The sequence below is a fragment of the Paeniglutamicibacter kerguelensis genome (assembly GCF_017876535.1).
Taxonomy (GTDB): domain Bacteria; phylum Actinomycetota; class Actinomycetes; order Actinomycetales; family Micrococcaceae; genus Paeniglutamicibacter; species Paeniglutamicibacter kerguelensis.
In genome coordinates, this window is sequence record NZ_JAGIOF010000001.1 from 4,117,280 (window position 1) to 4,129,285 (window position 12,006).

At 62.0% G+C, this 12,006-nt stretch carries 13 protein-coding genes; 8 read left to right on the plus strand and 5 right to left on the minus strand.

Features of this window, described 5'->3' with window-relative positions; translation table 11 throughout:
• Nucleotides 1–147: 147 nt before the first annotated feature.
• Entirely contained in the window at nucleotides 148–846 is a 699-nt protein-coding gene (locus JOF47_RS18720; RefSeq protein ID WP_210001174.1) for a dienelactone hydrolase family protein, read from the plus strand.
• A 64-nt stretch (nucleotides 847–910) separates the two neighbouring features.
• Complete coding sequence (locus tag JOF47_RS18725; protein ID WP_210001176.1) at nucleotides 911–1,342, plus strand: universal stress protein; 432 nt, start codon at nucleotides 911–913, stop codon at nucleotides 1,340–1,342.
• A 24-nt stretch (nucleotides 1,343–1,366) separates the two neighbouring features.
• On the opposite strand, the gene JOF47_RS18730 is transcribed toward JOF47_RS18725, so the two are convergent.
• Nucleotides 1,367–1,753, minus strand: a complete 387-nt coding sequence (locus JOF47_RS18730) for a DUF5997 family protein (protein WP_245356424.1) — start codon at nucleotides 1,751–1,753, stop codon at nucleotides 1,367–1,369.
• A gap of 29 nt (nucleotides 1,754–1,782) precedes the next feature.
• Here JOF47_RS18730 and JOF47_RS18735 point away from each other — a divergent pair, with 29 nt between their 5' ends.
• The 6 genes from JOF47_RS18735 to JOF47_RS18760 all read left to right on the plus strand — a co-directional run bounded on the left by JOF47_RS18735 (nucleotide 1,783) and on the right by JOF47_RS18760 (nucleotide 6,975).
• Nucleotides 1,783–2,547, plus strand: a complete 765-nt coding sequence (locus JOF47_RS18735; protein WP_210001178.1) for a LysR family transcriptional regulator substrate-binding protein — start codon at nucleotides 1,783–1,785, stop codon at nucleotides 2,545–2,547.
• Nucleotides 2,548–2,669: 122 nt separating this feature from the next.
• Entirely contained in the window at nucleotides 2,670–3,479 is an 810-nt protein-coding gene (locus tag JOF47_RS18740) for an enoyl-CoA hydratase/isomerase family protein (RefSeq protein ID WP_210001182.1), read from the plus strand.
• Nucleotides 3,479–4,282, plus strand: a complete 804-nt coding sequence (locus JOF47_RS18745; protein ID WP_210001184.1) for an alpha/beta hydrolase family protein — start codon at nucleotides 3,479–3,481, stop codon at nucleotides 4,280–4,282. Before JOF47_RS18740 ends, JOF47_RS18745 begins: the two co-directional genes overlap by 1 nt.
• 75 nt (nucleotides 4,283–4,357) lie before the next feature.
• Nucleotides 4,358–5,269 carry a carbohydrate kinase family protein gene (locus JOF47_RS18750; RefSeq protein ID WP_210001186.1) on the plus strand — a complete coding sequence of 304 codons (912 nt, stop codon included), beginning with the start codon at nucleotides 4,358–4,360 and terminating at the stop codon, nucleotides 5,267–5,269.
• A 20-nt stretch (nucleotides 5,270–5,289) separates the two neighbouring features.
• Nucleotides 5,290–6,114 carry an HAD family hydrolase gene (locus JOF47_RS18755; protein ID WP_245356426.1) on the plus strand — a complete coding sequence of 275 codons (825 nt, stop codon included), beginning with the start codon at nucleotides 5,290–5,292 and terminating at the stop codon, nucleotides 6,112–6,114.
• A gap of 45 nt (nucleotides 6,115–6,159) precedes the next feature.
• Nucleotides 6,160–6,975 (plus strand): glycerophosphodiester phosphodiesterase family protein, encoded by an 816-nt coding sequence (locus JOF47_RS18760; RefSeq protein WP_210001188.1) that lies wholly within the window; start codon nucleotides 6,160–6,162, stop codon nucleotides 6,973–6,975.
• Between the two features lie 27 nt (nucleotides 6,976–7,002).
• Here the strand turns inward: JOF47_RS18760 and JOF47_RS18765 are convergent, their stop codons facing one another.
• The 4 genes from JOF47_RS18765 to JOF47_RS18780 all read right to left on the minus strand — a co-directional run bounded on the left by JOF47_RS18765 (nucleotide 7,003) and on the right by JOF47_RS18780 (nucleotide 11,635).
• The gene (locus JOF47_RS18765; RefSeq protein WP_210001190.1) at nucleotides 7,003–7,860 is read right to left on the minus strand and encodes a hypothetical protein; all 858 of its coding nucleotides are present in this window, start codon (nucleotides 7,858–7,860) and stop codon (nucleotides 7,003–7,005) included.
• Between the two features lie 214 nt (nucleotides 7,861–8,074).
• The gene (locus JOF47_RS18770; RefSeq protein WP_210001192.1) at nucleotides 8,075–9,031 is read right to left on the minus strand and encodes a carbohydrate ABC transporter permease; all 957 of its coding nucleotides are present in this window, start codon (nucleotides 9,029–9,031) and stop codon (nucleotides 8,075–8,077) included.
• Nucleotides 9,031–10,164, minus strand: a complete 1,134-nt coding sequence (locus JOF47_RS18775; RefSeq protein WP_210001193.1) for a carbohydrate ABC transporter permease — start codon at nucleotides 10,162–10,164, stop codon at nucleotides 9,031–9,033. The genes JOF47_RS18770 and JOF47_RS18775 overlap by 1 nt, the downstream gene beginning before the upstream one ends.
• Before the next feature lie 127 nt (nucleotides 10,165–10,291).
• Entirely contained in the window at nucleotides 10,292–11,635 is a 1,344-nt protein-coding gene (locus JOF47_RS18780) for an ABC transporter substrate-binding protein (protein ID WP_210001194.1), read from the minus strand.
• Nucleotides 11,636–12,006: the final 371 nt, after the last annotated feature.

Below are 12,006 nucleotides of genomic sequence, written 5' to 3' on the forward strand. Positions count from 1 at the left end.
TCAGCGCCCTACGCCGAACAGGCAAGCTCGATCCCCTACGCGGCAATTCGGCGGTTTGTCGGCAGGGGTGAACCCTTGGATGCATAGACTGGGTGTGTTCAAGCTTCTTAACGTGCAGACGTACAAGTAGGACAGGGGTAATCGACTATGGCGTCAAAGACACCGCACCAGAACGTTTCCTTTCCCTCCCAGGGTCAAATGGCCCATGGCTACCTTGCAATACCGACAGGCGGCAAGGGTCCTGGAATCATCGTGATCCAGGAATGGTGGGGACTGACCGACCATATCCGTGACGTGGCAGATCGATTGGCCGCCGAAGGCTTCGTTGCGCTTGCGCCGGATCTCATGGGTGGTTGGATCACCCACGACGGTGCCGAGGCCGCCCAGATGATGAGCGAACTTCCCGCCGAAGCCGGTGCCCAACTGCTGGCCGGCGCCGTCGACTACCTGCAATCGCTTGATGCCGTTACCAGCGAGAAGGTTGGAACCATCGGGTTCTGCATGGGCGGGGGATTCGTTCTGGCCTTGGCGGCGCAACAAGGCGAAAAGATTGCCGCGGCCGTTCCGTTCTACGGCGTTGGCCAGGCCGTGCCGCATAGCTACACCGGCGTTCGCGCAAGGATCCAGGGCCACTATGCCGAGGCTGACGGCTTCTACCCGGTCGAAAAGGCCCGGGCCCAGGAACAGCAGATCCGTGAAGAATCGGGTGCCGACGTCACGTTCTACTACTATGACGCGCCGCATGCATTCCACAACGACGAGAACCCCGTGGGCAACTACCGACCCGAACAGGCGCGCCTGGCGTGGAGTCGGGCCGTGGATTTCCTCAAGCAAAATGTCTCGTAACCAGATTTACCCATCACACACCCCTGCCGCCACAAGCGGCAAGAAATACAAGGAGCGTTAGAACATGGCAGAAACAATTATTGTTGGCGTAGACGGCAGCGAAACCGCACAGCGTGCGGCTGAGCGTGCAGCCCGCATCGCGGTCAACATGGATGCCGAGCTGGTCGTGGTGACTGCGCATGCCTCCGACAACACCGAGGTCGTCAAGATCGGCACAGACACCTGGATCCTGGATGATGCCGAGCAGGCCGAAAAGCTTGCCGAACAGTGCGCCGCAAGCCTGCGCGTCACGGAGCCGACCGCCAAGGTCAGCGCCACCGCAGCTCACGGAAAGCCGCAGGAAGTCCTGGTTGCGGAGGCGGAACGCCTCGACGCCACGTTGATCGTGGTCGGAAACGTGGGCATGAAGGGTCTGGGTCGGGTCCTTGGCTCCGTGGCCACCTCAGTGGCACACGCAGCCCCGTGCGATGTCTACATCGTCAAGACCGTGAAGTAGACATCGCCCTCAAATGATGTGTGACTAGCTGCGGTCGCCCTTGGCGGCCGCAGCGTCGCGCACACGCTTTTCTTCGGCGCGGACCGCGGCCAGCGATGCACGTTCCTGCTGCAGCCATTCTGGACGATCCGCCAGCAGGGCCTCGATCTCGGCTGTGGTCAGCGCCTCGGTGATTTCGGCGCGGGCCAATCCGGAGATTGATACGTTGAGCTTGTGGGCAACAACCGGGCGCGGGTGCGGGCCGTTGGCGCGCAATTCTTCCAACCAGGCCGGTGGATTTTCAAGCAGCTCGTTGTATTGAGCCCGGGTGACTGAGCCCTCCTGGAACTCGGCCGGAGCTGCGGGCAGGTAGATGCCCAATTTCTTTGCGGCAGTTGCCGGCTTCATGCTCTGTGGGGTTTTCTCACTCATATCCCCAAGCGTACCGGTACGCTGGGGTAGTGGTAGGACTAAAAATCGCCTATGTACCGGGGGTCACCCCCGGCAAATGGCTGACGCGCTGGAACGAACGATATCCCCAAAACCCTCTAACGGCTCTCCGTTATGACGGGGAAGACATCCTGGGGAGGCTCGGCAGCCAGGAATCAGACGCCGTCTTCGTCAGGTTCAAGACGGGGGAATCCCCCAAGACCCCCAAGATCCACGTGATCCCGCTCTACGACGAGCAGCCCGTGGTGTGCGCGGCCAAGGACCACGACCTGGAGCTCTACGATGAGCCGGTTGCGCTGGCTGACCTGGCCGACCAGCCCTTCCTCGACCTTGCGGACTACCCCGAAGAAATCGGTGGAACCGCAATGGCAATGGAGGTCTGTTCCTCGGGTGCCGGCCTGCTCGTTCTGCCCCTCAGCGTAGCCCGGCTGCACCACCGTAAAGACGTAATCCATAAGGAGCTTTCCGACGTTCCGACAACGAGCATTGGCATCGCCTGGACGGCCCCTGTGGGGGACGAGCCGGAGAACCCCGTGATCGAGGAATTCATCGGAGTTGTTCGCGGACGTGGAGCCAATTCCTCCCGCCAGGCCTCGGTGGCCCAAAAGCAGCAGGAAGAAGCGGAAGTTGCGCGCAAGCGCCGTCAATCTTCGCAATCCGAACAAGCCAAGGCGTCCAAGAAAGCCGAAGCCAAGAAGAAGTCTGCAGCCCGGACCGGCCGGAAGCCCGGCGCGAAGCGCGGCGGAAAGCCTGCGGGCCGCGGTGGCAAACGCTAGCGGACATTTGTCGGTTCCGGCCCCGGTGCGGGTTAGCAGCGATTAACACGCCGGGGAGGAATCCGTGCGTGCACCCCACTCGTGAGACGCTGGGATGAGATACCAATCACTAGGGAGTGTACGTGGACTTCGGAACCTATAAGACCCTGCTCGTTGAAAAGCGCGGCAACGCGTTGTTGGTGACCATCAACCAGCCCGAGTCGCTCAATGCCTTGGCTGCGGCTGTCGTCGAGGACCTGCACGCGCTTACGGGCGTACTGGGCGGGATCGGGCGCGATGCCCAGTGGCCGGTGCGCGGCGTGATCATCACCGGTGCCGGCGAGAAGTCGTTCGTGGCCGGCGCAAACATCCTGGAAATGAACTCCATGGATTCCGCCGCCGCAGCGGCCTATGGACGCCGCATGCACGAGGTGACCCTGCGCCTTGAAGCGCTGCCGGTGCCCGTCATCGCCGCCGTCAACGGCTTTGCGCTCGGCGGAGGCTGCGAGCTGGCGATGGCCTGCGACTTCCTTTACGCCTCGGCCAATGCAAGCTTCGGCCAGCCCGAGGTGAACCTTGGCCTGGTTCCCGGCTTCGGCGGCTCGGTACGGTTGCAGCAGCGCGTGGGCATCGGCATGGCCCGCGAATTGATCTTCACCGGCCGCCGCATCAAGTCCGCCGAGGCGTTGCGAATCGGCCTGGTCAACCAGGTCTTTGAGGACGTCGAATCGCTCCTGGCCGGAGCGAAGAACACCATCGAGGAAATCGCCGCAAAGGCCCCCACTGCCGTGTCCAACGCAAAGGACGCAATCAACGAGATTGCCGGCCTGAACGTCGCCGACGGGCTGGAGGCCGAGGTCCGTTCCTTCATGAAGGCGTTCGAGACCGCCGATTCGGTGGAAGGGCGCGCGGCATTCGTTGCCAAGCGGGCCCCGGAGTTCCCGGGGCGCTAGTGGAACCCGAATACACCCCGCAACGCTTCAACTACGGGGAACACCCAAGCCAGTACGCCGAACTATGGGTTCCCGACGTTCGGACCCATGCCGCAATTTCGATCATCATCCACGGCGGCTTCTGGCGCCAGGCCTACGGTGCGGAATACGGCCGCCCCTTGGCCCGTGATCTGCGCGATCGTGGCTATGTGGTGTGGAACCTTGAATACCGGCGCACCAATGGCGGCGGTGGGGGATGGCCCGAAACCTTCCGCGACATTGCCGCGGGGTTGGATGGACTGGGAACAGCGATTGAGGCATCGGGCCTCGAGCCCGGGCCGCGGGTGGGCATCGGACACTCCGCCGGCGGCCACCTGGCGCTGTGGGCCGCGGGCCGGCATCTGCTGCCCGCCGAAGCTCCGGGCGCGCTTCCGGACACCCTGCGGTGCCTCGACGCCGTGATCTCCCAGGCAGGGGTATTGGATCTCTCCTTGGCAGAATCCCTGGCCTTAAGCGACCACGCGGCGCGGCTCCTGATGCGGTGCACCCCGGGGGATGATCCCGAGCGCTGGAAGTGGGCGGACCCGGCGAACCGCATTCCACCGGGCATCCCGCTGCTGATGCTGCATGGCACCACGGACGTGGATGTCCCCGTGGAATTGGGCAGGTCCTTTGCCCGGCGGGCCATGGCTGCAGGGGGTCCCGTGGACTACCGTGAATTCGAGGGAGACCACTACGGGCTCATCACCCCCGGCGACGAAGCCTGGGAAATGTGCGTCGAGGGCCTTGGCGCACTCGAGGCCGGCGGGCTCGGCGGCGAGTAGTCTCACAAGAACCCCTGTGCACGGGTGCTTGAACGGTATATTGAAGGCTCAAAACAAATCGGTGAGGAGAAGGATGTGCTAACGGTCATTGGCGAAGCCTTGGTCGACGTGCTTTCGGGCGGGATAAGCGCACCACGTTCCTTCGTCGGGGGCAGCCCGCTGAACGTAGCTGTTGGCTTGGCGCGTCTGGGCCACCCGGTCACGTTCATCGGGCGTTGGGGTTCAGACGAATACGGCAGGATGATCCAGCAGCAGCTGGGCACCAACAACGTGCAGCACGTCTGCGGCGAAGACGGGCATCCGACCTCGACCGCCCGCGGCACCCTCGACCCGGTCGGGGCCGCCACCTACAGCTTCGACCTGCTGTGGGATCTGCCGTCGATCTCCCTTGGCACGCCGGCGCTGGCCGATGCCCAGGTGGTCCACACGGGCTCCCTGGCGACCATGGTCGAACCGGGTGCCCAGAAGGTGCTCCGGCTCATCGAACGCGTGCGACCGCATGCCACGATCTCCTACGACCCAAACATCAGGCCTTCGCTGATCACCGACCATTCCGAGGCCGTGGCTAAGGTCGAACGATTCGTTGCACTTGCCGACGTCGTTCGGGCCTCGGATTCCGATCTGGAATGGCTCTACCCGCAGCGCAGCGTCGAAGAAACCGCTGCGGCATGGCTGGAGCTGGGGCCGGCAATGGTTGTGGCAACTTACGGTTCGCGCGGCCCCTGGGGTCTTGTCGCCTCGGGTACGGCGCGCGCCGCGGCCCCGCTGGTCGATGTCGCCGACACCGTGGGCGCCGGGGACTCGTTCATTTCCGCGATGATCTCGGCACTCGCGGACCGTGAATTGCTTGGCAGCGGGCAGCGGGAGAAGCTCCACAAGTTGGACACCGGCACCCTCGAAGAGATTCTCGACTACGCGGCAAGGGCTGCGGCAATCACCGTTTCGCGGGCCGGGGCAAATCCGCCGTTCCGCGAAGAAATCCGCTAGCGGGAAGGGCGTCACTTCCCATGAGTGTGCGTTTGATCGCCAGCGACTTGGACGGAACCATCATTCGCGAAGACGGAACCATTTCCGCACGCACCATCGATGCGTTTCACCGGGCCCGTGAGCGCGGAATCAGCATCGTTTTCGTCACGGGCCGCCCCTTCCGGTGGCTGGCGCCTGTACGTGAGGCCTTTGGGCACCTGGGAACCGTGATCTGTTCAAACGGGGCGGTCCTTTACGACCTTGAACAAGAAAAGCTGCTCTGGGCACAGACGATCGACGTCGAGGTCCTCCAGCGCACCCGGGAAATCATTACCAGGGCCGAACCAACGGCAACCTTTGCCGCCGAAACCACGGGTGGTCTGCACCTTGAAGAGGGATTCGCGGAACCCTACGAACTGGAACTCATTTCAAGATTTGAGCGCCTCGACCTGCAGTCCACCCTGCTCAACGAACAGGGTGTGGTGAAGTTTCTGGCCAAGTCGCGCACGCGAAGCTCCGATGACTTCATGGCCGCCGTGGCAGAGGAACTTGCCACCCTGGTCACAGTGACCCATTCGGCGCAGAATGTTTCACTCCTGGAGATGGCCCATGCCAGGATCAACAAATCCGTGGCGCTGGCGAACTACGCCAAGGAACTGGGGATTGATTCCAGTGAGGTGGCGGCCTTCGGCGACATGCCCAACGACCAGGAGATGCTCGCCTGGGCCGGGTACGGCTATGCAATGGCATCGGGACACCGGACTGCCCTGGATGCGGCGACGTACAGGGCCCCGGGGGTCGAGGATGACGGCGTTGCCCAGATCATCGAAGCCATCTTGGACAATGCCGAACCCCCGGTGTCCTAGCTCCGGCTGGAACCGTCAGCACAGCACAAAACCAAAGGCACGCTCATGAATGCACCCCGCGTCGGCTCGGCACCCTACTTGTTGAACACCCCGGGCGGGGTTCTTCAAGGCCAGCCGCTGGCGTTCTCCCACCGTGGGTTCGCACCCGAGGGCGAGGAAAATACGCTGAAGGCATTTCATGCCGCCTATGACCTGGGTTTCCGCTATCTAGAAACCGACGTGCACACCAGCCGCGATGGCGTGTTGGTGGTCTTCCACGATGAAACCCTGCAACGGCTGACGGGTGCGACGGGCAACATCGCCGACCGCAGCGCCGCCGAGATCCGGGAACTTCGTGTGGCAGGGGAGCCCATACCCACGTTTGAGGAATTGCTCCTGGAGTTCCCGCTGGCGCATTTCAACGTGGACGTCAAGGACGAGCCAAGCGCGCAGCAGCTGGCTTCGATCATCGAGCGGCACGGTGCCCACGACCGGGTCCTGGTCGCTTCGTTCCTGGGCCGGCGCCGAATCTCCGCACAGCGTCTCCTGAGCCGTCCCGTGGCAACAAGCCCGGGTGTGCTGGGAGTTGCGGCGGCAACAATGCTGGGCAAGCTGGTCCGGCTGCCGCGGCGCGGGCTTGGCGCTTTTGCCGCACTGCAGGTCCCCGAATCCCACGGAAGATTCCCGGTGGTGACCAAATCATTCGTGCGCCATGCGCACGAAGCCGGCATCCAGGTCCATGTCTGGGTCGTTAACGATGCCCCGGACATGCACAGGCTGCTGGATCTGGGCGTCGACGGTGTCATGAGCGATCGGGCGGACATCCTGGCCGCGGTCATGCGCGAGCGTGGACACTGGCCCCAGAACTCCCCAGGCGTCTAAGGCCCGGAAACCCAGCGGGACTTGTTGCTACATGCTTGGCGTGGCCAGCACTGCCAGGGGTTCCAGGGCCTGCGGGGCCCAGCGCCGCATGTCGGACGTTTCCGCGTCGGCCAGCAGCCTCAGCCATGTCTCATGGATGTGCAACGGCGCGATTCTCAGGGCAGGTGCGACAAGTTCGTAGAGTTCATCGGGTGTTCCGTAATCAGACCATTCGGCCAGATAGGTCCCGATGGCCTGCATGATGCGCGGGTCGTCGGACTCGGCCCGGAAATCAATGCGCATTCGATCGATGGCCCGGCCCAGCGAGGCAAAAGGATGCGCCCAGTGGGCGTCAGACAGGTTCAACAGACGTGGCGCCGCCATTTCATCGGTGGGCACGAACGCCCTGCGCAGGTCGAACGATCCGTGCTCGAGGCTGAGCGGAATGGGCCCGGCACCCAACTGCTGGCAGGCCTGCTCGATTTCCCCGAAGACCTCGAAGGCGTGGTCGGCATCGCGGGCAGGTATCCCCAATGGATGGTCCGCCGGCAGCGAAGCATGCAGCATCAAGGCATTGTTGAATTCCTCAGGCAGCCATTGCGGATCCATGATCTGCAGGCCGGCATCGAAGAGTGTGTCCTCGTACGCCACGAGGCTTCTTTGCAGTCGGCCAAGGGAACCCAATGCGCGCGCCCACAGCTCTGGGGTCGGGGCGAGTTCGTCGAGGGTTGCGCCGTAGTCGGGGCTGAGCATCCAGCCTCGCTCGGGGTCTATGGCCATGGGCATCACCAGCTGCTCCGGCGCCAAGCTGGCGGCCGCCGCAGTCAGCCGGGCTTCAAAGAGCTGACCCGGTGCCAGTGCCTTGAAGAAAAGCTGACCGGCATCGGTGCGAACCCTGACATGCATGGACCTAATGGACGAAATGCCTATTTGAATAGGAGATATGCGTTTGATCGCATATGTCTCGCATGCAATGTCAATCCATGCCTCAACATCGTATTGCCATTCTTCTTCCGCCCACGTCTTTATCCACTCAGCCACCCATCAATGGTATCGAGAGAACCGTCAACTTTTTTGTGAGGTTGGCCATCAATGCGTGTTTGCTCTGACGGGAAGCCGCTCAGCCCTTTGCCGAACCTGCCATGAGCCCACGGACGAAGTAGCGCTGCAGGGCGAAGAAGACGGCCAGCGGGACGATCATGGCAACGAATGCCCCGGCCGTCAGCAGGTGCCAATCCTGTCCTCGGCTTCCGGTGATCTCCGCCAACAGCTTGGTGATCGGTGCTACCGCGCCGTCGGCGAAGATCAGTGCGACAAGCAAATCGTTCCATACCCAGAGGAACTGGAAAATGGAAAATGCGGCGATTGCCGGAGCTGTCAGCGGCAAAGCGATCCTGAAGAAGATCTGTCCGTGGCTGGCACCGTCCACGCGGGCCGCTTCAATGATTTCGGTGGGGATCTCCGCAAGGAAATTATGCAGCAGGAAGATGGCCAGCGGCAGGGCAAAGATGGTGTGCGCTATCCACACCTGTGCGTATCCGGCCGAACCGAAGGCCCCGATGACGGGATAGCTGAAGAGCTCTCCGCGGGCAAAGAGCCGAAGCAAAGGAACCAGCGCCATCTGGATTGGAACGATCTGCAGGGCAAAGACCAAGATGAACAGAATGTTCCTTCCCGGGAACTTCATCCAGGCAAAGGCGTATGCCGCCATCGTGGCGATCACCAGAGGGAAGATGGTTGCAGGCAGGGTGATGGCGATCGAGTTGATGAAGGACCCCGCCAGATTCAGCTGGCTGTTTCCTGCCTGCAGGACTGCGGAGTAGTTGTCGGTGGTGAAACCCCAGTTTTGGAAGATCGTCCACCATCCGGTGGTACGCACCTCCTGTGCAGGGCGCACCGAGGAAACCAGCAGCCCGAGCGTCGGGATCGTCCACATCGCGGCAATCACCAGTGCCGCAAGCGTCGCCCAGCGGTTGGTGAGCCGTTTCTTGGCCAGCGATGTCACCGATCCGGTCCTGCGCGGTGGCGCTGCCTCGGAGTTGCTAGGCGCCGTGAAATTCTTGGTGGAAGTCGACATCAGCGCAGTTCCCTTTGCTTATTGATTTGCCGGGCGTTGTAAATCACGATGGGCATCACCATCAGGAAGAGAACCACCGCAAACGCAGCCGAGCGGCCGCTCTCGAAGTTGCGAAATTGCGTATACATTTCATTGGCGATCACCGAGGTGTCGTTGGCCCCGGCGGTCATCGTCCGAACGATGTCGAAGACCTTCAGCGAGGCAATTGAAATGGTCGTGAGGACAACCACGAGCGAGGAGCGGATGTTTGGCAGGGTCACGTTTGCGAAGCGCTGCCAGGCGTTGGCTCCGTCAAGTTCGGCGGCCTCGAGCTGTTCAATGGGTACGGCCTTGATCGCGGCCGAAAGAATCACCATGGCGAATCCCGTCTGGACCCAAATGAGCACGGCAATCAACGCCAGCGTGTTCCACGGTTCGACCTGCAGGAACTGGACGGGTTCGCCGCCCATCCAGACGATCAGCTGGTTGAAAAGACCGATTTGGTCTTGGTCGGCGGGCCTGGCGGTGTATATGAAACGCCAAATGATCGAGGCGCCCACAAAGGATATGGCCATCGGCATGAACACCAGGATCTTGAAGAAGTTCTCGCCGCGGGACTTGTCAATGAACACGGCATAGGCCAGGCCGGCAATCGTTGAGAGGGCCGGTGCAAGCAGGACCCAGGCAACGGTGTTGAGCACCGTGCGGACGCCTTGGGGCTGGGTGAAGATCCAAATGAAATTCTCCAGTCCGACAAATTGGTCGCCGCGTGAATTCATGAAGGATTGGGCAGTTGTTTGGATGGTCGGGACGATGAGCCCTGCAACCAGAAGGATTGCCGCGGGGGAGAGAAAGCCGACGAGCTGGAAAAGGTGGCCCGCTCCGTGGCGGGAACGGTTGTCGAACCAGAACAACAGCAGGCCGAGGAATCCCGCACCGATGATCGCCCAGGTGTAGGAATCGAGGATGGCCACCATCCCCAACGGAAGAATCACGCAGGCAACCATGCGAATGATCGTGTATTTGCGCCCCGGTCGGGGTGCCAGTTCGATGAAGAAGAGCAACAAGCCAACAACAGCCAGGAACGCCCCGATGACCACGGGGACCTGCACGAGCGACGGCAGGGTGCTTAGCCATTGGAGGAATGCAGACATTGGCTGCCTTTCGGGGGTCGACACGGCCGGTCACCTTCGGCCGTGTCCTGCAGTGGAGGGATCGTTTCGGCTGCATCGGCCCGGGCCGTCCCGCGAGGGAGCGCCCGGACCGAAGCGGTTCCGCAGGCTAGCTTGAAGGCCAGCCGCTTTCGATCTGATTGAGCACGGCGTCGGTGTCGGATCCGTTGATCCAATCGACCATGCCTTTCCAGAACGACCCGGCCCCGACGCTGCCCGGCATCAGGTCCGATGCGTCGAAGCGGAACGTGGTGTTTGGATCCTGCAACACCGCCACTGCTTCCTTCAGCAAGGGGTCTGATGCGTTGGCGGGATCCAAGCCCTTGTTGGCGCTGAGCACGCCGCCGAGTTTCACGCGGGAATTGGCCCAGTCTGCGCTGGCGAGGTACTCCTGGACCTTCACCACGGCGGGGTCGTCGCTGAAGGCGCCAACGATTTCGCCGCCGCCGGTGACTGATGACCCCTTGCCGTCCTTGGAAGGAAGGATGAATGCCCAGACATCCGCATCAGGCCCAACCGTTCCGCCGGCATCGGTGATGAAACCGCTGAAGAAGGATGCCTGGTGGTGCAGGCTGCAATCGCCCTTCACCAAGACGTTCGCAACGTCGCCGAATGCCGTGGCGTTGATGGATGCAACGTCGCCGTAGCCTGCGTTGACGTACTTGGGATTCTTGAGGATCTTGCCCGCCTCCTCAAAAGCGGCTTTGATTTGCGGATCCGTGAATTTCACGCCGTTGGCAACCCACTGGTCGTAGACGTCTTTGCCCGACTCGCGCAGCACCAGGTCTTCGACCCAGTCGGTGCCGGGCCAGCCCGTGGCGTCGCCCGAGCCGAACCCGGCACACCAGGGGGCCTTGCCCTTGTCTGCTTCGATTTTTGCCGTGAGGTCCAACACGCCCTGCCAGGTGGTTGGAATCTCCCAGCCCTTTTCCTTGAATTCCTTGGGTGAATACCAAACCCAACCCTTGACGCTTGCCATGAGCGGCGCGCCATACAGCGTGCCCTTGACGGTGCCGTAGGCAGCCCAGTCATCGGACCAGCCCGATGCCACGTTGGCTGCGACGCCGGCCGGTGCAGGTTTGAGGAAGCCTCGGGTTGCCAGGTCGCCGAGCAACCCGGGCTGGGGGAAGATGGCCAAATCAGGGGCATTTCCGCCCTGTGCGCGCACGGCGATCTGGGTTTCGAATTCCTTGGAGGACTCGTACTTGATGTCGATGTTGTTTTCCTTGGCCCAATCGGCCCAGGACTGTTCAAGCAACTTGGCTTCGGCGTCGGCAATGGTGCCGTAGATTGTCACCTCCGACTTCTCTGTCGGGGTTCCGCCCGTTGCCGTTCCTGCGCTGGTTGTAGCTGCAGGAACGCCCGGTCCTCCGCCGCAGCCGCTCAGTGCCAGGACAGCAACGCCCGCAGCCGCCATCAAAGCAATAAATCGTCCGTGTCGTGATCTGCTCATGAATCCTCCATTCCGTTGGATGGAGAGAGCCTCCATCCACTGCGTAAGGAAGGGAACTTTGTTCCGTGCCATGCTGTCGATGGTGTCGGTCCGCGGGGAACGCAATGCCGTCCGCAAGCAGCCGGCCCAACTGGATTTAGTTCCAAACCCCATGAATAAAAGCGCTTGACCTGCATATATGGAAGCACTTCTGGTGCCAATGATGCAGAGCGGTGGCCGGCAATGCAAGGGTTGTTGCAGACACGAAAGGATAACTACGGAGAAACGTTTTGACAGCATTGCCCAAGGCATCGTCAATCATTCATCGAAATTTCAGGACCATTGCAGTAATTTTGTGCCTCGCGCACAGCGCGTGTGGTTAGGCTTGGCCT

What these genes read in the sequence shown, in the direction of transcription:
- JOF47_RS18730 (WP_245356424.1), bottom strand. Translation starts at nt 1,753, where the DNA reads ATGAGTGAGAAAACCCCACAGAGCATGAAGCCGGCAACTGCCGCAAAG.
- JOF47_RS18775 (WP_210001193.1), bottom strand. Translation starts at nt 10,164, where the DNA reads ATGTCTGCATTCCTCCAATGGCTAAGCACCCTGCCGTCGCTCGTGCAG.
- JOF47_RS18760 (WP_210001188.1), top strand. Translation starts at nt 6,160, where the DNA reads ATGAATGCACCCCGCGTCGGCTCGGCACCCTACTTGTTGAACACCCCG.
- JOF47_RS18725 (WP_210001176.1), top strand. Translation starts at nt 911, where the DNA reads ATGGCAGAAACAATTATTGTTGGCGTAGACGGCAGCGAAACCGCACAG.
- JOF47_RS18765 (WP_210001190.1), bottom strand. Translation starts at nt 7,860, where the DNA reads ATGCATGTCAGGGTTCGCACCGATGCCGGTCAGCTTTTCTTCAAGGCA.
- JOF47_RS18720 (WP_210001174.1), top strand. Translation starts at nt 148, where the DNA reads ATGGCGTCAAAGACACCGCACCAGAACGTTTCCTTTCCCTCCCAGGGT.
- JOF47_RS18770 (WP_210001192.1), bottom strand. Translation starts at nt 9,031, where the DNA reads ATGTCGACTTCCACCAAGAATTTCACGGCGCCTAGCAACTCCGAGGCA.
- JOF47_RS18755 (WP_245356426.1), top strand. Translation starts at nt 5,290, where the DNA reads ATGAGTGTGCGTTTGATCGCCAGCGACTTGGACGGAACCATCATTCGC.
- JOF47_RS18780 (WP_210001194.1), bottom strand. Translation starts at nt 11,635, where the DNA reads ATGAGCAGATCACGACACGGACGATTTATTGCTTTGATGGCGGCTGCG.